This window comes from Paenirhizobium selenitireducens ATCC BAA-1503 (genome assembly GCF_000518785.1).
In the GTDB taxonomy this organism is placed as follows: domain Bacteria; phylum Pseudomonadota; class Alphaproteobacteria; order Rhizobiales; family Rhizobiaceae; genus Allorhizobium; species Allorhizobium selenitireducens.
Map to the genome: position 1 here is coordinate 15194 of NZ_JAEG01000012.1, position 18330 is coordinate 33523.

Annotated in this window: 19 protein-coding genes; 13 read left to right on the top strand and 6 right to left on the bottom strand. The window is 64.0% G+C overall.

What is annotated here, in order from left to right:
- From L867_RS25550 to L867_RS0116685, 3 genes are all read left to right on the top strand, one after another.
- A complete protein-coding gene (locus L867_RS25550) occupies positions 1-1692 on the top strand; it encodes an enoyl-CoA hydratase-related protein (RefSeq protein WP_037173675.1) in 1692 nt (563 codons plus the stop codon).
- On the top strand, positions 1689-3143 hold the full coding sequence (locus tag L867_RS0116680) for a sigma-54-dependent transcriptional regulator (RefSeq protein ID WP_028737937.1): 1455 nt from the start codon (positions 1689-1691) through the stop codon (positions 3141-3143). Before L867_RS25550 ends, L867_RS0116680 begins: the two co-directional genes overlap by 4 nt.
- A 106-nt stretch (positions 3144-3249) precedes the next feature.
- A complete protein-coding gene (locus tag L867_RS0116685) occupies positions 3250-4494 on the top strand; it encodes a sensor histidine kinase (RefSeq protein WP_232363954.1) in 1245 nt (414 codons plus the stop codon).
- Positions 4495-4506: 12 nt separating this feature from the next.
- Here L867_RS0116685 and L867_RS27010 read toward each other — a convergent pair whose 3' ends face one another.
- The 4 genes from L867_RS27010 to L867_RS27480 all read right to left on the bottom strand — a co-directional run bounded on the left by L867_RS27010 (position 4507) and on the right by L867_RS27480 (position 6748).
- Positions 4507-5340 carry an IS630 family transposase gene (locus tag L867_RS27010; protein ID WP_028737939.1) on the bottom strand — a complete coding sequence of 278 codons (834 nt, stop codon included), beginning with the start codon at positions 5338-5340 and terminating at the stop codon, positions 4507-4509.
- A gap of 85 nt (positions 5341-5425) precedes the next feature.
- A complete protein-coding gene (locus L867_RS0116695; RefSeq protein ID WP_028737940.1) occupies positions 5426-6109 on the bottom strand; it encodes an NnrU family protein in 684 nt (227 codons plus the stop codon).
- Entirely contained in the window at positions 6106-6579 is a 474-nt protein-coding gene (locus L867_RS0116700) for a hemerythrin domain-containing protein (RefSeq protein ID WP_028737941.1), read from the bottom strand. The genes L867_RS0116695 and L867_RS0116700 overlap by 4 nt, the downstream gene beginning before the upstream one ends.
- 13 nt (positions 6580-6592) lie before the next feature.
- Positions 6593-6748, bottom strand: a complete 156-nt coding sequence (locus L867_RS27480) for a hypothetical protein (protein ID WP_104367982.1) — start codon at positions 6746-6748, stop codon at positions 6593-6595.
- A 102-nt stretch (positions 6749-6850) separates the two neighbouring features.
- Between L867_RS27480 and L867_RS0116710 the strand changes: the two genes are divergently transcribed.
- The 6 genes from L867_RS0116710 (at position 6851) to L867_RS0116735 (ending at position 12616) form a co-directional block, all read left to right on the top strand.
- Complete coding sequence (locus tag L867_RS0116710) at positions 6851-7420, top strand: cytochrome c oxidase subunit 3 (RefSeq protein ID WP_028737942.1); 570 nt, start codon at positions 6851-6853, stop codon at positions 7418-7420.
- A 4-nt stretch (positions 7421-7424) separates the two neighbouring features.
- A complete protein-coding gene (locus L867_RS25560) occupies positions 7425-7706 on the top strand; it encodes a cytochrome C oxidase subunit IV family protein (protein ID WP_051439044.1) in 282 nt (93 codons plus the stop codon).
- Between the two features lie 178 nt (positions 7707-7884).
- Entirely contained in the window at positions 7885-8337 is a 453-nt protein-coding gene (locus L867_RS0116720; protein ID WP_028737943.1) for a c-type cytochrome, read from the top strand.
- A 28-nt stretch (positions 8338-8365) separates the two neighbouring features.
- Positions 8366-9712 (top strand): nitric-oxide reductase large subunit, encoded by a 1347-nt coding sequence (locus tag L867_RS0116725; protein ID WP_028737944.1) that lies wholly within the window; start codon positions 8366-8368, stop codon positions 9710-9712.
- Positions 9713-9899: 187 nt separating this feature from the next.
- The gene (locus L867_RS0116730; protein WP_028737945.1) at positions 9900-10706 is read left to right on the top strand and encodes a CbbQ/NirQ/NorQ/GpvN family protein; all 807 of its coding nucleotides are present in this window, start codon (positions 9900-9902) and stop codon (positions 10704-10706) included.
- Between the two features lie 11 nt (positions 10707-10717).
- Positions 10718-12616, top strand: coding sequence for a nitric oxide reductase activation protein NorD (locus tag L867_RS0116735; protein ID WP_028737946.1), 1899 nt, complete (start codon positions 10718-10720; stop codon positions 12614-12616).
- 82 nt (positions 12617-12698) lie between these two features.
- On the opposite strand, the gene hemN is transcribed toward L867_RS0116735, so the two are convergent.
- Entirely contained in the window at positions 12699-14051 is a 1353-nt protein-coding gene (gene hemN, locus L867_RS0116740) for an oxygen-independent coproporphyrinogen III oxidase (protein ID WP_028737947.1), read from the bottom strand.
- A 215-nt stretch (positions 14052-14266) separates the two neighbouring features.
- Here hemN and L867_RS0116745 point away from each other — a divergent pair, with 215 nt between their 5' ends.
- Genes L867_RS0116745 through L867_RS25565 form a run of 4 tightly spaced genes read left to right on the top strand, consistent with a single transcriptional unit; the run spans position 14267 to position 16792 of the window.
- On the top strand, positions 14267-14548 hold the full coding sequence (locus tag L867_RS0116745; protein WP_028737948.1) for a DUF2249 domain-containing protein: 282 nt from the start codon (positions 14267-14269) through the stop codon (positions 14546-14548).
- Positions 14549-14587: 39 nt separating this feature from the next.
- The gene (locus tag L867_RS0116750; RefSeq protein WP_028737949.1) at positions 14588-15946 is read left to right on the top strand and encodes a hypothetical protein; all 1359 of its coding nucleotides are present in this window, start codon (positions 14588-14590) and stop codon (positions 15944-15946) included.
- Positions 15946-16467, top strand: coding sequence for a DUF2249 domain-containing protein (locus tag L867_RS0116755; protein ID WP_028737950.1), 522 nt, complete (start codon positions 15946-15948; stop codon positions 16465-16467). The genes L867_RS0116750 and L867_RS0116755 overlap by 1 nt, the downstream gene beginning before the upstream one ends.
- A gap of 4 nt (positions 16468-16471) precedes the next feature.
- Complete coding sequence (locus L867_RS25565) at positions 16472-16792, top strand: metal-sulfur cluster assembly factor (RefSeq protein WP_051439056.1); 321 nt, start codon at positions 16472-16474, stop codon at positions 16790-16792.
- 69 nt (positions 16793-16861) lie between these two features.
- On the opposite strand, the gene L867_RS0116765 is transcribed toward L867_RS25565, so the two are convergent.
- On the bottom strand, positions 16862-18073 hold the full coding sequence (locus L867_RS0116765; RefSeq protein WP_028737951.1) for an NnrS family protein: 1212 nt from the start codon (positions 18071-18073) through the stop codon (positions 16862-16864).
- Positions 18074-18330: the final 257 nt, after the last annotated feature.

Genomic DNA, 18330 nt, shown 5'->3' on the forward strand with positions numbered 1-18330 from the left:
ATGCGCATCCTCCTTGTCTGTCACAGCTTCAACTCGCTCTCGCAGCGTCTGCATGTCGATCTCTGCCAGGCCGGACACGAGGTGTCGGTGGAGCTCGACATCCATGACGACCTGACGCGGGAAGCGGTCAGGCTGTTTGCCCCGGACCTGATCGTCGCTCCCTTCCTCAAGCGGGCGCTACCCGAGGACGTGTGGCGCAAGACCCTCAGCCTGATCGTCCACCCTGGCATCCGCGGCGACAAGGGGCCAAGCGCACTTGACCGGGCGATCCTGCGCGGCGAAGACCGCTGGGGCGTCACGCTGATCGAGGCGCGCGAAGAGATGGATGGCGGCCCGGTCTGGGCCTGGCGGGAATTTCCGATGCGGCATGCCCGCAAGTCGAGCCTCTATCGCCACGAGGTGACGGAGGCCGCTGTCGCCTGCGTCATGGAGGCGATCGCGCGTCTTTCCGGCGGCGACGCCCAGCCGCTGATGCAAGCCAACTGGGGCAAAGGCCGGGAATGGTCGGTCTTGAGCGCCGCCGAGCGTCTGATTGACCCCGCCCAACTGACCGCCGAGCAGGTGCTGACCATCATTCGCGCATCGGACGGCGATCCGGGTGCCGAGATGACGATTGCGGGAAAACCCTACAAGGTCTTCGACGCCGAACTCGCGCTGGATCGTCAAGGTCCGCCGGGCGAACTCCTGGGGCGCTCGCGCCAATCGGTGGCGCTCGCCTGTCGCGAGGGCGCGTTGTGGATCGGACATCTGCGGGAGAAGGGGCCGCGCACGCTCAAGCTGCCGGCGGTGCACCTGCTCGGACAGCCAGCGCAAGACCTGCCGCCTGTCGAACGGCCGGATCCCTTCCGGTATCATGAAGATGGCGATGTCGGCTTTCTCGAATTCGGTTTCTACAACGGCGCGATGTCGACGGAGGATTGCCAGGCGATGCGCGCTGCGGTCCAGGCGGCCAAGGCCCGCAAGCGTCCGGTGCTCGTGCTGCAAAGCGGCGCGGATTGCTGGTCGAACGGCATCCATCTCGGCCTGATCGAGACGGCAGACAGTCCGGCTGACGAATCCTGGCGCAACATCAATGCGATGAACGACCTGGTGCGCGAGATCATCACCTGCGACGACCGCATCGTGATTGCCGGGGTGCTTGGCAATGCCGGTGCCGGCGGCGTATTCCTGTCGCTGGCCGCCGACGAAGTCTGGATGCGCGACGGCGTCATCCTCAATCCGCACTACAAGGACATGGGCAATCTCTACGGCTCCGAGTACTGGACCTATCTCCTGCCCGCCCGGCTGGGCGAGGCCCGCGCGCGCCGCGTCACGCAGGCGCGACTGCCGATGGGTGTGAGGGAAGCGATGGAGCTCGGCCTTGCAAGCCGCGTGCTGGCGAGCGATGCCGGTGCCGCACGCGCGGAATTGCGCTCCGCAGCCAGGGCACTGGCAGCGCAGTCTGACATCGGCGAACGCATTGCGGACAAGAGAATGAAGAGGCAGCGGCACGAGGCGCAGAAGCCGCTCGCCGTGTATCGTGAGGAGGAGTTGCAGCGCATGCGGCGCAACTTCTATGGGTTCGATCCGAGCTACCACGTGGCGCGTTACAATTTCATCCGCAAGGTCCCCAAGTCCCGGACGCCGGCGACGCTTGCGATCCACCGCGCCATCGGCTGGCCGGACCGGCAGTCGGGAGGAACAATGCCATGAGCAACGGCCATGCAACCGTTCTCGTCGTTGACGATGAGGTCCGTTCCATCGAGGCGATCCAGCGGGTTCTCTCCGATGAGTTCGAGGTGATCGGCGCGCGCAACGCCAGAGAAGCCGAGGCGGTGCTGGAGGGTGAACTGGTGCAGGTCATCCTCTGCGACCAGCGCATGCCCGGCGAATCCGGCGTCGACTTCCTGAAACGTGTCCGCGAACTCTGGCCGGATACGATCCGCATCATCATTTCAGGCTATACCGACAGTGACGACATCATCGAGGGCGTCAACAATGCCGGCATCTTCCAATACATCACCAAGCCGTGGAGCCCGGAAAAGCTGATCGACTGCGTGCGCGAAAGTGCCAATCTCTGGCGGCTGCAGCATGAGGCTGGCGATGTGCGCGTCGAGGTCAAGCCGGCCGCCGAAATGCTGCAGAAGGTCGTCAGCGACAGAAGGCGCAGCGAACAGCAGCTGTTCGGCTTCGACCGGATCATCCACACGGAAGACAGCCCGCTGATTTCCTCCATTACGCTTGCCAAGAGGGCGGCGCGCTATGACGTGTCCGTGCTGATCACCGGCGCCTCGGGCACCGGCAAGGAACTGCTGGCCCGGGCCGTGCACCATGGCTCCGGCCGCGCCGACCGCCCCTTCGTGGTGGAGAATTGCGGCGCCCTGCCCGACGATCTGCTGGAAAGCGAACTCTTCGGCTGCAAGAAAGGTGCCTATACCGGCGCCTACCAGGACCGTATCGGTCTGTTCGAACTGGCCGACAGCGGCACGATCTTTCTCGACGAGATCGGGGAGACATCCCCGGCCTTCCAAGTCAAGCTCTTACGCGTGCTGCAGGAGGGCGAGATCCGTCCGCTCGGCGCCCAGCGGCCGCGCAAGGTTAATGTGCGGGTCATTTCGGCGACCAATCGCGATCTCCTGGCAGAGGTTGCCGCCGGTCGGTTCCGTCGCGATCTCTATTACCGGCTCGCCGCCTTTCCGATCCACATGCCGTCGCTGAAGGAACGCTCGATGGATATTCCAACCATCGCGGCCCGTTTCCTGACCCAGACCAACCAGGCCTTCAATCGGCAGGTCGCAGGCTTTCACCCGAAGACACTCGATCTGATGACCGCCTACGGTTGGCCCGGGAACGTGCGGGAACTGCAGAACGAAATCCAGCGTATGGTCGTGCTGTCCGATGGCAGCCAGCCGCTGGAGCCAGGCCTGTTGTCGCCCGAGATCCGCAACGGCTGTGACGGCCAGGTCGGTAACCGGAACAACGGCTCGCGCCAGCTGAAAGACATCGTCGCCGAAATCGAAAGGGCAGCGATCGAGGAAAGCCTGGAGCGTCACGGCGGCAATATCAGTCATACGGCGGAAGAATTGGGCTTGTCCCGCGTCGGCTTGCGTAGCAAAATCGAACGCTACGACCTGCGGCGCTATCCAGATGACACGACTGAGTGACACGGCCGGGCGCACCGGCGAAGACCTGATCAGCAAGATCTCCGTCTCGGGTCTGCTTGAGCTCGACCGTGACAGTGAATCCGTGTGGGTCGATGTCATCCACCGCATGGACGAGGTCTATTCGGAATTGCTGCGCAACGAGACCGATCTCGAGCGCAAGAATGCAGAGCTCGAAGAAGCGCAGACCTTCATCTCGAGCGTGATTGCCTCGGTCTCCGACATCCTCATCGTCTGCGGCAGCGACGGGGTGATTAAGAAGGCCAATCCCGCCTTCCTCACATTGCTCGGCATAAGCGAAAGCGATGTCATCGGCAGCCGCATTTTCGATTATGTCCTGCCTGAAGATCGCGACGAAGCCGAACGCTTGGCGAGCGCCGGGCAACAGGGCCGGGTGCTGGAGGGCGACCTGCACTTCCGCACCGCCGACGGTCGCGAAGAATGCCTTGCCATGCGCTGCGCCACGCTGTTCGACGGACGGCGGCGGCGCTTCGGGGCGGTGCTGACAGGTCGGCCCATCAGCGAATTACGGCAAGCCTATCAGGCATTGCATCTTGCGCATCGCGAATTGCAGCAGGCCCAAAGACGGTTGATCGAACAGGAGAAGATGGCCAGCCTCGGGCGGCTGGTCGCCGGCGTTGCCCATGAACTGAACAACCCGATCAGCTTCGTCTACGCCAATATCTACACGCTCGACCGCTACCGGAAGAATCTGGTTCTCTATCTGGACGCCGTCCACAAGGGTGCGGATGCACTGGAGATCGACGCGCTGCGCAGGAAACTGAAAATCGATTCGATCCTTGCCGATATCGATCCGCTGCTGGAAGGGACGATCGAAGGTGCCGACCGCATCAGCGACATCGTCAAGAACCTGCGGCGGCTATCGTTCAGCAAGACGGCCGAGCGCCAGCCCGTGGATCTCGACCGCCTGCTGCGTAATGCAGCGCATCTGGCGATCCGGGCCAAGAACTCGCTTGCCGACGTGGTCATCGACAGCAACCCTGGCTTGATCATCAATGCGCATGAGGGGCAGATCCACCAAATCGTGGTCAACCTGATCGACAATGCGCTGGATGCCATCGCCCGGTGTGCGAACCCAAAACTCCGCATCACCGCCGCCCGTCTGGAATCGGTCATCGAGATCCGCATTGTGGACAACGGACCCGGCATTGCCGAAAGCGACATGGGAAAGATATTCGAACCGTTCTTCACCACGAAATCTGTCGGTGAGGGGACCGGGCTTGGCCTGTGGATCAGCTTTTCGATTGTCGAGGACTACGGAGGCACGATCACGGCGCACAACAGTGACGCCGGCGGTGCCGAATTCCGCGTTATGCTGCCACTGGATGGCTAGAGCATATCCTGTTCAATCCGGGCCATATCCAGCAGCCCTGAAGTAGTTTGCGCATTCTGTCGGCGTGAAGCGGGGCATCAATGCGCCGACCGCGTCCCGCAAAGCATCGATCTTTCGCTCTGCTCGAGCCCGCAACATGGCCTCTAATTTTGAGAAGGCGTTCTCAATGGGATTGAAGTCGGGGCAGTGGGGCGGCAGGAACACTTGCTCGACATAGGCCAGGAAGACGTTGCCGTTCATCGCTCCGTCGTAGACAAACGGCGCGGTCATGCCGGTCAGGCGCAGAGCACCGGTGAATGTCATTGTCTTCCAGTGTCCGTGCGGCACGCCAGCTCGACAGCGCTCGCCTCGAATTGCACGGCCGCGCAGCCGTGCCATCTTCGTTGAAAGACCGATCTCTTCTATGAAGATCAGCTTTTGCGGATCGAGATCGAGCTGCTCATCAAACCAGGCGCGCTGGCGCTTCAGGACGTCCGGCCGATCCGGCTCCAATGCGTGTGCGGACTTTTTAAATGCCCAGCCGCGACCACGCAGCCAGGCACCGAGCGCGCTTCGGCTGATGCTGACCTGCCGTTCAGCCGACAGGCGCTCGACCATTTCATCGAGCGTTACGTCCCGGCGATCGTCGATCGTTTCGACAACAAACGCCTCGTGAGCGTCCAGAAGGGAAGGTCGTTTCCAACCCCTCGGCCGCGGTGTTGGCTCGCCCTTTGCCGCTCGTGCAATCCATCGGATCGCCGTGGAAACCCCAACCCCGAACCGACCGGCAGCCGGGCGGGCAGACATGCCGGTAGCTGAAGCCTTCAAGACGCGGATCCGAAGATCATCGCTCAGTGCTCGTGCCATCATCAACCGCCTATTCGTAGACATGTTGATCAGCTTCGGTCGCTCTCGTCACATCACGTTTGATTCATCAATCGCAGGATCTGCTCTAGAAAGTGGTAGCAAGCAGGGGATCGGCGCCGAACAGAAGGGCGTGCCCGCCGGAAAGCAGCCAGCCTGTCATCGCAGCAGCGGCAAGGGCCGAGAGCAGGAGGGGGCCGTCGACCCGCAGCCGGTTCCGACCCGACAGAACGGCTGCGAAGGGCACGAGCGAGGACGCCCTTGCCATTTGCTCGAAGCGTGCACCGAGGCGTTTGCGGGCGCGACGGTCTAGAAGCACGAAACCCGAGACGGTGAACAGTGCGAGCCCGCCGAACAGGATCAGCAAGCGCAGGTCGCCGTTCGGCACCAGGTGGCCGAGCGACCAGAACAGGAAGCCCCAGAGCACCGGATGGCGGGTAACCGTGGTGATGGCGCCCGGGCTTGCGTCCTGCCGCATGGTGATCGACAGGGGATTGGCGCTGACAAGACCGGCCAGCACGAGGAAGACGCCGATCGGCGCGGTGACCAGCGTCACCTTGGCCTGCCAGCCGGCGGGCTCCCAGAGCGGGATGTGGTCGGTGGCGAGCGCGGCCTGGAACACCCAGGCGAGGACGAGCACCGAGACCAGCGAATAGAGCCCGAGATAGGTGCGCCGGCCCAGCATGGCAATCGCACCGGCGCGGACCGCCGGAATGGCCGGCACGGAGTGAAGCGCGAGGAAAGCGGCAAGCGCGATCAGCAGATTGGTCATGCCAGGACCAATCGCGGTTCTGGTTCCATCGGGATCAACTGGTCGATCATCGCCTTCTCTGCGGCGACGTGGCGGCGCACGCATTCGAAGAAACCGCGCAGCATGTAGCCGATGGTCTCGAAGGTCAGGCCGCAATGGCCGCGCAGCATGGCTTTCAGCGTCAGCGAGATCTCCTCCGCGGCCAGCCGGTCGCAGCGGTGCTCGTTCTTCAGCCGCTCGATCATCATCGCCGTGAAGCAGGAACCGGCGCTGCGGTCGAGGTCGGGGAAAAGCAGCTGCTCTTCGAATTCCTGGGTCCTCGCCAGCAGCGGCAGGACCGTGTCCGATACCTCGCGGCACTGTTTCTCATTAATGGCGAAGGGCAGGCTGTCGGCCAACTCCTCGAGACTGCGGCAAAGGCCGAGCAGATCCTCATGGTTCTGCTTCAGAGTGTTCAGTTCCTGTTCGTCGAGGATGCGGTCGGGGTGCATGGTAAATTCCTCTTCACTGACTGACGAAAAGCACGGTGGCGATGGCGACCGAGGCGAGCACGGCGGAGATGGTGCCGCCGCGCTGCAGCACACCCATCCGGTAGAGCAGGATCGCAAAGCCGATGATGATGGGCGTGGCGACGGTAAGGCCGATCTGGGCGTCAGTCATGGAAGCAATCTCCTTTGATGCTGCGACCTTAACTTGGCGACTGTCATTTTTCTTTGTGCTGCCGCAAAGACGCGCCGATCGGCTGTCCCTAAGAAATAGCCCATGATGATGGGAACCAATATTGCAGCGGTCGCCCTGGCGGCCCCGGTCGAGGAGGAGGAGAGCGACGTTCTCCTGCTCTGGGTGCTCGTGTGGAGCGAGCTTGTCGCCTTCGGGATCCTGATTGGCGCCTTTCTCGTGATGTCGGCCTTCGAACCCGAGCGGTTCGCCCTGGCGCGCCTGCATCTGAGCCCGGGCCTCGCAGCCATCAACACTGTCGTGCTTCTCACCAGTGGTTGGCAGGCGGCGCTGGCGGTGCGCCGTACCGCCCCAACCCGGCAGGTCCGTCGCTCGCTGATCGCGGCGGCCCTGCTGGGTTTCGTTTTCCTGGCCGTCAAGCTCTTCGAATATGCCGGAGAGATCCGCTATGCCGGAGAAGACACGTTCAGCGGCTTCTTCGAACTCTATTTCATCATCACCGGTTTCCATCTGCTGCACGTGGTGTTCGGTGCGCTCGTCATGCTGCTGATCGCCTGGCGGCCGACGCGCGGCAATGTCGTGCTGATCACCACGCTGTGGCATGCGATCGATCTCGTGTGGATCGTCATGTTCCCGATCATCTACCTGGCCTGAACCGATGGACCGATTTTCCCAAGAGCGTCTTCACTGGGCCTTCGTCATGGCCAGCGTGCTGGCGGTTGGCGGGGCGATCACGGCGGCCCTCAGCGGCAACATGCTGGTGCCGATCGCCATCGTTCTCGTGGCAGCACTTGCCAAGGCGCGCATCGTCATTCTCGATTTCATGGGCCTCAGGCGCGTCGGCGGAGCGTTGCGCTTCGCGCTCGTCGCCTGGCCGCTCACCTTCGTGCTGCTGGCCCTTTCGCGCACCATTCTCGTGGCGATCGCCGCTCCGGTCTGAGTTATCGGACCATCGCCCGTTTGTTTGCCAAATAGCAAAGAAGGCTTTTCATCCGCCGCTAGAAAGGGACCGTCCCGCAGAACGGCATGAGGGGCGGCCAGGCCGCCGACCGCTGCAGGGGGGATTTCACCAGGCCGGCGGCGGAATGAAAGCTGCGGCGAACGAAAGGACCATGGGGATGGCAGAGCGCCTAACCAAGACAGGGGCCCGCAACGTCTTCTATGGCGGGTCCATCTTCTTCTTCACGATCTTCGTGGGCCTGACCGCCCACAGCCACTACTACATCAGAACGACCTCCACCGACGAGTCCACGCTGACCGACGGCGTGGCGCGCGGCAAGCACGTCTGGGAAAAGAACGCCTGTATCAATTGTCACACCCTGCTCGGCGAAGGCGCCTATTTCGCCCCCGAACTCGGCAATGTCTGGGTGCGCTGGGGCGGCAAGGACGATCCGGAAGGGGCCCGCGAAACGCTGAAATCCTGGATGGCCGCACAGCCGTCGGGCGTCGAAGGTCGTCGGCAGATGCCGCAGTTCAACCTGAGCGAACAGGAACTCAACGACCTCGCCGACTTCCTCGAATGGACGAGCCGCATCAAGACGCAGAAATGGCCGCCGAACGACGCCGGCTGAGCAAGCGCTGCGACAAGGAGAAGAGACAATGAAATACCAAACCCAAAAGGTCGCGATGCTGTATTTCTACGGCGCGCTCGGCCTCTTCCTCGCCCAGGTGCTGTTCGGCGTGCTCGCCGGCACGATCTACGTGCTGCCCAATACGCTGTCCGAACTGTTGCCCTTCAACATCGTGCGCATGGTTCATACCAATGCGCTGATCGTCTGGCTGCTCATGGGCTTCATGGGTGCCACCTATTATCTTCTGCCGGAAGAGGCGGAGACGGAACTCTATAGCCCGAAGCTGGCGATCGCCCAGTTCTGGATCTTCCTGATTGCCGCCGCGGTCGCCGTGGTCGGCTACTTGTTCAAGATCCATGAAGGCCGCGAATTCCTGGAGCAGCCCTTCGCCATCAAGGTCGGCATCGTCATCGTCTGCCTGATGTTCCTGTTCAACATCACGCTGACGGTGCTCAAGGGCCGTAAGACCGTCGTTACCAACATCCTGATCTTCGGGCTGTGGGGCGTGGCGATCTTCTTCCTGTTCGCCTTCTACAATCCGGTCAATCTGGCGCTCGACAAGATGTACTGGTGGTATGTCGTGCATCTGTGGGTCGAAGGCGTGTGGGAACTGATCATGGCTTCGGTTCTGGCCTTCCTGATGATCAAGCTCAACGGCATCGATCGCGAAGTGGTCGAGAAGTGGCTCTACGTCATCGTCGGCCTGGCGCTGTTCTCCGGCATTCTCGGCACCGGCCACCACTACTACTGGATCGGCGCCCCGGGATACTGGCAGTGGATCGGTTCGCTGTTCTCGACGCTCGAGGTCGCCCCCTTCTTCACCATGGTGATCTTCACCTTCGTGATGACCTGGAAGGCCGGCCGCAAGCATCCGAACAAGGCTGCCCTTCTGTGGTCGATCGGCTGCTCGGTCATGGCCTTCTTCGGCGCCGGCGTATGGGGTTTCCTCCACACGCTGTCCTCGATCAACTACTATACCCATGGCACGCAGGTCACCGCGGCCCATGGCCACCTCGCCTTCTTCGGCGCCTATGTCATGTTGAACCTGGCCATCATGGCCTATGCCATCCCGGAAATCCGCGGCCGCCAGCCCTATAACCAGTGGCTGTCGATCGCCAGCTTCTGGATGATGTGCACGGCCATGTCGGTGATGACCTTCGCGCTGACCTTCGCCGGCGTGCTGCAGGTCCATCTGCAGCGGGTGCTCGGCGAAAGTTACATGGCCGTCCAGGATCAGCTCGCGCTGTTCTACTGGGTCCGTCTCGGCTCCGGCGTCGTGGTTCTGATCTCTGCGCTGATGTTCATCTGGTCGGTGCTCATGCCCGGCAAGGAAAAGGCGCCGGCCTTCGGCGGCGTGGCCGAACCCGCCGAATGATCCAGCCTTCTCCCCGTCGGGGAGAAGATGGCCGGCAGGGTCGGGTAAGGGGGTGCTTGTGCCAACGGCCCCCTCATCGCCTCGCCCCCAAGCCTGTCGACGAATGTTCGACGCTTCTCCCCCAGGGGGGAGAAGCAGTCGGCGAGCCCAGGCCTCACGTCAATATTGCCCAAGAAGGATAGACCCCATGAACCTCGTGCTCACCAATCCGCCATCGCCCGACATTCCGGCCTATTCGCCGGCCGGAAGCGAATGCGAACTGTTCGAGACGGCCTGGATGCGCCAGCTGCCGCTGCTGCTCAAGGGACCGACCGGCTGCGGCAAGACGCGTTTCGTCGGGCATATGGCCGCCAAGCTTGGCCTGCCGCTGTCGACCGTTTCCTGCCACGACGACCTGGCCGCGGCTGACTTGACCGGCCGCTATCTGCTGAAGGGTGGCGACACGGTCTGGGTCGACGGGCCGTTGACGCGGGCCGTGCGCGAGGGCGGCATCTGCTATCTCGACGAGATCGTCGAAGCCCGCAAGGACGTGGCGGTCGTGCTGCATCCGCTGACCGACGACCGGCGCATCCTGCCGCTGGAGCGCACCGGCGAAGTGCTGAGCGCTCCGCCCGGCTTCATGCTGGTCGTATCCTACAATCCCGGCTACCAGAATCTCCTGAAGACGCTGAAGCCTTCCACCCGTCAGCGCTTCGTCGCCATCGAATTCGACTTCCTGCCCAAGGACCGCGAGATTGCCGTCGTCTCGGCGGAAAGCGGCCTTGCCGAGGGCATGGTCGCGCCGCTGGTGGAGCTTGCCCGCCGGCTGCGTGCGCTGAAGGGCCACGATCTCGAGGAAGGGGTCTCCACCCGCCTTCTGGTCTATTGCGCAAGCCTGATCGATGCCGGCCTCGCGCCGAGGGATGCGGTCAGGTGCGCCATGATCGAGCCGCTGACCGACGAGCCGGATGTGCGCGCCGCTCTTCTCGAACTGGCGGGTGCGGTCATCCGCTAAAGAGGTGTATCATGCTGGACTTCCTGGAACTGGAAGAGACCGTCGGGCGGGCCTGGCACAATATCGCCGGGAATACGCGCACATGGCCGCGTTATCCCGAGGCGGCGGTCCTGCTCGAAGAGGTCCAGCCGGTTCTGTCCGTCTGCTTTCGCGGCTTTGGTGGCGAGCGGGCCGTGCAACTTGCCCCGGCGCGGGGGCGAACCTCCGGTCACCGGCTGAAATTCCGCCAGCGGCTGGGTCTCGGCGAGGAGAAGCTGGTTCAGCCCGGGCGCGACCACGCGACCGTCATGCTGCCTGCAGTCCTCGATCTCCTTCCGACGGTCGCACTCAACCGTGATCTCTATGTCTGGCTGGCAGCCGCGATGGCGGTCATGCCGCTCGATCCGGTCTGTGAAAGTGATCCGCTCGTCCGCGACCTGGTCCTGCTCGAGAGGGCCGCGCAGACGGCGCAGGCCGTTGTCAACCAGTTTCCCGGCCTCAGAGCCCGCTACCGTGCGCTCTGCGCCGCAGTGCTCGTAGAGCGCCAGCGCGGCAAGCTGCCGCGCGTCGAGCGTCTTGTCGAGGACCGTGTCATCAATCTTCTGCGCGCCGGGGCTGACCTTGCCCCGCTTGCCTATCCCGTGCCGCTGCCGGTCAAGGCGCCGCCCGGCTATCTGCCGATGATGCCTGTGCCCTTGTGGCCCGATGCGCTGCTGCGCGAAGAGAGTGCACCGCGCACGGAAGAGGACCGGCCTGCCGCAGGCGGGGACCGTCAGGGCGCCACGACCGGGCGCCAGATCGCGACGCGCGAAAAGAGCGACGGCCGCGAAAAAGACCGCAGCCCGTTCATTCTCAACCGTTTCGAAAAGATCCTCGCGATGGCGGAAATGGTCAATGTCGACCGCCCCGGCGACGACAGCGACGATCACGATGCGGCCGCGGCCGAGGAACTGGACGACATGACGCTCGGCGAGCGCAAGGGCCGCCCGTCGGCGCGGTTTCGTTTCGATCTCGATCTGCCGCCCGAGGCGCTCGACCGTACGCCGCTGACGGCGGAGTTGAGTTATCCGGAGTGGGACTATCGCCGCAACGCCTATCTCAAGGACTATTGCCGCGTGCTGGCGGGGCCGGCGCCCGAGGAAGTGCAGGGACCGGAAGCCAGCGCCGCGATGAAGAGCCTGATCCGCCGTGTGCGCCGGCAGTTCGAAGTGCTTCGACCGAAGCACGAGATGCTGAGAGCCCAACTCGACGGCGCCGATCTCGACCTCGATGCCGTGGTGCGCAGCCGGACCGACCTGAAGGCCGGCGGCGAGGGCAGCGACCGCATCCACCTGATGAGCCGGCCGCAGGCGCATGACCTTGCCGTCACCCTGCTCGTCGACGTGTCGCTCTCCACCGATGCCTGGTTCGACGACCTGCGCGTGCTGGATGTCGAGAAGGAGGCGCTTCTGGTGCTGGCCAACGGGCTTGCCGCCTGCGGTGACAACCACTCGATCCTGACGTTCACCTCGCGGCGCCGCTCCTGGGTGCGCATCGAGACGGTCAAGGATTTCGGCGAGAAGATGGGGCCGGTGGTGGAGAACCGGATCGCGGCGCTTAGACCCGGCTACTACACCCGTATCGGCGCGGCGATCCGCCATGCCACGGCCAAGCTGGTCGAGCAGCCGAACCGGCGTCAGCTGCTGCTGGTGCTGACCGACGGCAAGCCGAACGACGTCGATCACTACGAGGGGCGCTTTGCCCTGGAGGACAGCCGCCGCGCGGTCATCGAGGCGCGGCGCAAGGGCGTGCGGGTATTCGGTGTGACGGTCGACCGCGACGCCAAATCCTATGTGCCGGCGATCTTCGGCCAGCACGGCTATGCCGTGGTGTCGAACATCGCCCGGCTGCCGGCGGCCCTGCCGGCCATCTATCGCGGTCTTGCCAGTTGAGGCGGAGGCAAGGCCGCGCAAAGGAAAGGCCCGGCGCTAGGGGTGGCGCCGGGCCTTTCTCTGTCTGCTCTGCTCTTTTGGCTTATGCGGCCTTGGAATGGGTGCGGGCCGACTGGTCGAGATAGGCGTCGAAGCTCGCCGCGACGGCGCGGATGACGAAGCGGCAGTCGCGCCGCACCGTGACCACGCCGTCCTTCATCTCCGTGATCCCGTCTTCCATAAGGCGCTGGAACATGGCGTTGCCGGACAGAAGCTGGTCAAGATCGAAGCCGTGCGCCTCGCAGAGCGATGCGAGATCGACGCGGAAATCGCACATCAACCGTTCGATCACCGCTGCCCGCAGCCGGTCCTCCGCCGTCAGCCGATAGCCCTTGACAGTGGCGAGCTTGCCGGACGCGATGCGCTGCGCATACTGCCCGATCGCCACGTCGTTCTGGATATAGCCGTCCACGGTCCGGCCGATCGCCGAGGCGCCGAGGCCGACCAGCGTCTTGCAGGCATCCGTCGTATAGCCCTGGAAATTGCGGTGCAGCCGGCCGGTCTCGGCCGCCAGCGAAAGATCGTCCTCCGGCAAGGCGAAATGGTCGAGGCCGATGCGGCGATAGCCGGCGGCGGACAGGGTTTCGGCGATTGCTTCCGCCTGGGCGTGGCGCTCGGCGGCATCCGGCAGCGCCCTTTCGTCGATCAGGCGCTGGTGCTTCTTGAACGAGGGGATATGGGCATAGCCGAACACGGCGAAACGGTCCGGCCGCATGGCGATCGCGGTCCTGGCCGTCTCGATGCAGGAGGCGACGGTCTGGTGCGGCAGGCCGTAGATCAGGTCGAAGTTGACGCTGTCGATGCCGGCTTCGCGCAGGCCCTGCGTCGCATCGGCCGTCTGTTCGGCGGTCTGGATGCGGTTGATGGCCTTCTGCACGACAGGATCGAAGCTCTGTACGCCGAGGCTGGCGCGGGTCACGCCCGACTGGCCGAGCGCGCCGATCATCGACCGGGTGAGGGTCCGCGGGTCGATCTCGACGGCTGTTCCGGCGTTCGGCGTGACGTTGAATTCCCGGTGCAGGAAGGCGGAGAGATCGAGAAATTCCTCCGGCGTCATGATGGTCGGGGTGCCGCCGCCGAAGTGGATCTGGCCGACCTTGAGCGGCTTGCCGGCCGCCTTTGCCACGAGCCGGATCTCGCGTTTCAGCACGTCGAGATAGTCGAGGATCGGCTGGTCCTTCTGGGTGATCGACGTGTGGCAGCCGCAGTACCAGCACATGGAGCGGCAGAAGGGGATGTGCAGGTAGAGCGAAATCGCTTCGCTTGCCGGAATGGCGGCCAGCCAGTCGCCGTAGGTGCCTGCCCCGATGCCGGGGGCAAAACGCGGCGCGGTGGGATAGCTGGTGTAACGGGGCAGACGGGCCTCTCCGTATTTTTCGATCAGTTCGCGGGACATGGGGCTACTCCGGTTCAACGTGTCCCTGAAGTAGATCGGTTCGCGTTCTTGCTCTTTGCCAAATCCCAAGGATCGCGGCGAAAGCGGATTCGCCTTTGCGGATTTGTTTGCGCGGCGACAAGGTCGCTCCCCCGACTTGGGTCTAAATCCAAAGCGCTGGCCGGGCCCGGGCCGCGACGGTGATTGGCGGGCCGTTCAACAAGCAGGACCGATAAATGACTGATATTGCAGAGACCAAGCCCTCGATCGACGTGCGCCTCGTGCCGCCATCGGAACGCCATCCCCGCATCTTCGGGATGCTGAACGCGCTTCTGCCGGGTGGCTCGATGCATATCATCAGCGATCACGATCCGCGGCCTTTGCACTATCATCTGGAAACGCATTTTTCCGGCCTGTTCGGCTGGGAATATCTGGAACAGGGCCCCGATCTGTGGCGGGTCGAGATCGCGCGGCTGGAAAGCGCCGGTTGCGACTGCTGCTGCGGCGGAGCGCATTGAGCGGATCGCCGGAAACGATTCCGCAGTGAGGTGACCGACATGCCAGGTGCGAGCCTCTCCCGCTGGACGATGAGCTATTTCGCCGCCGCCTGCCTCTTCCTGCTTATGGCCGAGGTCCTGTTGGTGGCGGGTTACGGCTATCCCGGCGCGGCAATCGAGGCGCCGCCGACGCTGGCTGTCGTTCACCTGATCACCGCGGGCTGGTTCGGCCTGCTGATGTCCGGCGCACTCCTGCAGTTCGTGCCGGTGCTGGTGGCGAAACCGCTGAAGGGCGGTGGCGTCGCCCTGCCGGCGCTCATCGCGATCGTCGCCGGCGAAACCGGCCTCGTGCTCGGCTTCGTGGCAATGGGCGGGGGTGCGGATTTCGCCGCGCCGCTGCTTTCGTTCGGCGCTCTATTCCTTTCGCTCGGCTACCTCACCGTCGCCGGGATTGTCGGCGTTACGCTTGCCGGCGCATGGCCGTTGCCCTTGCCTGCCCGTTTCGTCGCCCTGGGGTTGATCGCGCTCGTTGCGACGCTCGCACTGGGAGCAACCTTCGCGCTCGTCCTTTCCGGATATCTGCCGTCGGCGTGGGCCGGCTTCTTGCCGGCGGGGCTGCCGCTGCATGCGGCGCTTGGACTTGGCGGTTGGCTGACGGTGTCGGCGGTGGGCGTCAGCTACAAGCTGCTGCCGATGTTCCTGCTTGCTCCCGACGGCGCATCCGCTGGAGCCGGCAAGGTGTGGCTGACCGGCGCGGCGGCCATCGCCCTCCTGCTCGCTGCCGTGCTGCTGTCCGTGACGGATCTGGCGGGAAGTGCAATCGCCCTGACGCTGGCCCTGCTGTTCTCGCTTGCCGGTCTGGGATTCTACATGGTCGATCTCCTCACCATCTATCGCGCGCGGCGACGGCCGAAGCTGGAACTCAACAGTCTCGCCAGCATCGCTTCCTTTGCCGCACTCTTCGTCGGGGCAGCCTGGCTCGCGGTGGCTGCGGCGACCGGGCGTCTGGCAAGCGACATCTCGGCGATCGTGTACCTGCTCGGCTTCGGATGGCTCACCGGCCTCGGCCTCGCCAAGCTCTACAAGATCGTTCCTTTCCTCACCTGGCTCGAATGCTATGGTCCGGTGCTTGGCCGTGTGCCGACGCCGCGGGTGCAGGATCTCGTCAGGGAGCCTCGCGCCCGGGCGTGGTTTCTGCTGTTTCACGCCGGCGTGCTGATCGCGGCCCTTGCGCTGGCGCTGGACCTTGATCTGGTCTTTCGGACGGCGGCCGGGCTACAGCTCGGGGCGAGCCTTGCGCTCGTCGCCGAATTCCTGCGCACGCGCCGCCTGATGGAAATAGCGCCCGACAGGCGCTTGCCTGGCGGAGCCATCCGTCCCAATTTCTTCCTGCCGTCCCTTCAGCCTACGAGGTCATGATGACAAACCCTTACAAAGAACTCGACGTCCGGCCGATCCTGCGCAATGGCGGAGAACCCTTCCAGGCGATCATGGAAGCCGTGCAATCGCTCAAGCCCGGGGAGGGCCTCCGCCTCATCGCCACCTTCAAGCCCGAGCCGCTGTTTCGCGTCATGGGCAAGCGCGGCTTCTCGCACGAGGCCTCCGAAATCGGCGGTGGCGAATGGCAGGTGCTGTTCACGCCCGAAGCGGGCGGGCCGGCCGATGTCGCGGCGTCCGACGATGCGGTGTCGGCAGCACTATGGGCCGAACCGGTATTCCACCTCGACCTCACCGAACTCGATCCGCCGGAACCGATGGCGCGAATCCTCTCCAAGACCGAACTCATGGACCCGGGCGAAGTGTTGTTCGCCCTCCTGTCGCGCGAGCCGGTGTTCCTGATGCCGGAACTCGAAAAACGCGGCCACCAGTGGGTGGGCAATTACGACGAGAGTGGAACGGCCTATCGCATGCTGATCCGCATCGGCGACGCGCAGGAGTGAGATGATGGACATCGACAGCGCATCGGGGCTTGCCGCCGACATCGTCGCGGCGCTCACAACGATCACGGATCCGGAAATCGGCGGCAGTATCGTCGATCTCGGCCTGATCTACGAGGTGAGCGTCGATGCGGATGGCGCTGCAAGCATCGTGATGACGACCACGTCGCGGGGCTGCCCCGCCGCCGGCTTCCTGCAGCAGGCGGTGCAGGCGGCCGTCGAGGCCGTCAAAGGGGTGACGGCGGCCGTCGTGGACCTCACCTACGAACCGCGCTGGACGCCGGACCTGATCCGTTCCGGCGTCTTTCCAGTTGCCGCCCGGCGCTGATTCCGCTTCGATCTGCGGTCCTCTGCAAAGAGCCCGGCGCCAGTAAGCGTCGGGCTCTTTGGCTATCGATCAGCCGATCGCCACACGCCGGACGCGGGCCAGCATCGGTCCATATTCGAAGACGAACAGTGCAAAGGCGGCAATCCAGAAGAAGCCGGCCGCCGAATAGAGTTCCATCATGTAGTTCGGCAGCAGGTCGGCGGCGGGGCGTAGCAAGGCAGCCAGCAGGATAGCCGCGTAGGACAGTGTGGTGATGCGGGAGGCGGCCAGCACGCGGCCTGTGTGGCCTCGGGTGGCGCGGGTCATGACGGCCAGCATCATCGCGGCGATGGCACCGACGGTCATGACGTGCAGCACCGAATTGGTGGCGAGGTAACCCTCCGTGCCGAGGGCAATGGCGAGGAAACCGAGGGGCACGAAGCCGTAGGCGAGGTGCAGGATGAAGAGGAGCTTCTCGGCGAAGACGGCATGGCCGCGCCAGCGCGCGAGACGGGCGACGTGAAGGCTGAAGGCGACGAGGGCCAGCAACCCGGTCAGGCGGCGTTCGGGAAGGAGTGTCCAGCCTCCGAGCGCCACGGCCCCTGCGACGATCGCCACTGTGTCGAAGCGGTTGAACGCAATGGGAAAGCGTGTCGCGCCATGCTGGTTCAGCCAGTTGCGGGAAAAGCTCGGGATGATCCGGCCGCCGATGATCATGATCAGGACGACATAGGCCGACACCGCCAGTCTTTGCATGAGGCCGCCGTGCTCACCGCTCAATGTCGTGACATGGAAGCCGATATTGGCGGCGGACAGGAAAGTGAGCACCACCAGAACCTTCAGGTCCTTCCACTTGCGCCCCGCGACGATCTCGCGCGCGCAGATGAAGAGCAGGGCGGGCAGGAACAGGCTGTCGACCGCGGCAGCGATCTCGACGCCGATCAGGTCCGGTTGCAGAAGTACGAGCCGCCCGGCGAGCCACAAGCCGAACAGCATCATCAGCGGGCGGCCGGACACCGGCAGCCGGCCCGTCCAGTTGGGCACAGCGGTCAAGAGGAAGCCGGCCACGACCGCCGGTGCGAAGCCGAACAGCATTTCATGGGCGTGCCAGTGATGGCTGCCATACGATCCGCCGATCTCCAGGCCGCTCGTCAGCGCCAGGATCCACAACATCATGGCGGCGATCGCCATCAGGCCGGCGCCCAGAAAGAAGGGCCTGAAGCCGTAGGAGAACAAGACCGGTCCCGTCTTCGACAGTCCTCGGGGGATGCCGCCGCTGCGGACTGTGTGCTGGCTGCTCATCGCGAAACTCCGTGGTTTTGACAAATCGCAATCACCAGTACGGGCGCGCAGACTTCCGCTCTTTGATCAGACGCAAGCAAAACCTTGGTTTCTCAATGGATTCAGAAGCTTCAAACACGCCTTCCTCTGCCAAAATGACGCAGGTGGCCCCGCACCTGCGGGAGTTTGTGCTGGCACAAATTGCGGTTTCCGGTCCGGGCGTAAAACCATCCTCGACCGGACGACATTCGCTCCGCTCTACTCTAAAGGAGATAATC

Bases quoted from the DNA above. Each gene is read 5' to 3' on its own strand.
- hemN (WP_028737947.1), bottom strand. From the start codon at position 14,051: ATGTCCCGCGAACTGATCGAAAAATACGGAGAGGCCCGTCTGCCCCGT.
- L867_RS0116710 (WP_028737942.1), top strand. From the start codon at position 6,851: ATGATGATGGGAACCAATATTGCAGCGGTCGCCCTGGCGGCCCCGGTC.
- L867_RS25550 (WP_037173675.1), top strand. From the start codon at position 1: ATGCGCATCCTCCTTGTCTGTCACAGCTTCAACTCGCTCTCGCAGCGT.
- L867_RS0116730 (WP_028737945.1), top strand. From the start codon at position 9,900: ATGAACCTCGTGCTCACCAATCCGCCATCGCCCGACATTCCGGCCTAT.
- L867_RS0116695 (WP_028737940.1), bottom strand. From the start codon at position 6,109: ATGACCAATCTGCTGATCGCGCTTGCCGCTTTCCTCGCGCTTCACTCC.
- L867_RS0116720 (WP_028737943.1), top strand. From the start codon at position 7,885: ATGGCAGAGCGCCTAACCAAGACAGGGGCCCGCAACGTCTTCTATGGC.
- L867_RS0116680 (WP_028737937.1), top strand. From the start codon at position 1,689: ATGAGCAACGGCCATGCAACCGTTCTCGTCGTTGACGATGAGGTCCGT.
- L867_RS0116735 (WP_028737946.1), top strand. From the start codon at position 10,718: ATGCTGGACTTCCTGGAACTGGAAGAGACCGTCGGGCGGGCCTGGCAC.
- L867_RS0116750 (WP_028737949.1), top strand. From the start codon at position 14,588: ATGCCAGGTGCGAGCCTCTCCCGCTGGACGATGAGCTATTTCGCCGCC.
- L867_RS0116725 (WP_028737944.1), top strand. From the start codon at position 8,366: ATGAAATACCAAACCCAAAAGGTCGCGATGCTGTATTTCTACGGCGCG.
- L867_RS0116700 (WP_028737941.1), bottom strand. From the start codon at position 6,579: ATGCACCCCGACCGCATCCTCGACGAACAGGAACTGAACACTCTGAAG.
- L867_RS27010 (WP_028737939.1), bottom strand. From the start codon at position 5,340: ATGGCACGAGCACTGAGCGATGATCTTCGGATCCGCGTCTTGAAGGCT.
- L867_RS0116685 (WP_232363954.1), top strand. From the start codon at position 3,250: ATGGACGAGGTCTATTCGGAATTGCTGCGCAACGAGACCGATCTCGAG.
- L867_RS25560 (WP_051439044.1), top strand. From the start codon at position 7,425: ATGGACCGATTTTCCCAAGAGCGTCTTCACTGGGCCTTCGTCATGGCC.
- L867_RS25565 (WP_051439056.1), top strand. From the start codon at position 16,472: ATGGACATCGACAGCGCATCGGGGCTTGCCGCCGACATCGTCGCGGCG.
- L867_RS0116745 (WP_028737948.1), top strand. From the start codon at position 14,267: ATGACTGATATTGCAGAGACCAAGCCCTCGATCGACGTGCGCCTCGTG.
- L867_RS0116755 (WP_028737950.1), top strand. From the start codon at position 15,946: ATGACAAACCCTTACAAAGAACTCGACGTCCGGCCGATCCTGCGCAAT.
- L867_RS27480 (WP_104367982.1), bottom strand. From the start codon at position 6,748: ATGACTGACGCCCAGATCGGCCTTACCGTCGCCACGCCCATCATCATC.
- L867_RS0116765 (WP_028737951.1), bottom strand. From the start codon at position 18,073: ATGAGCAGCCAGCACACAGTCCGCAGCGGCGGCATCCCCCGAGGACTG.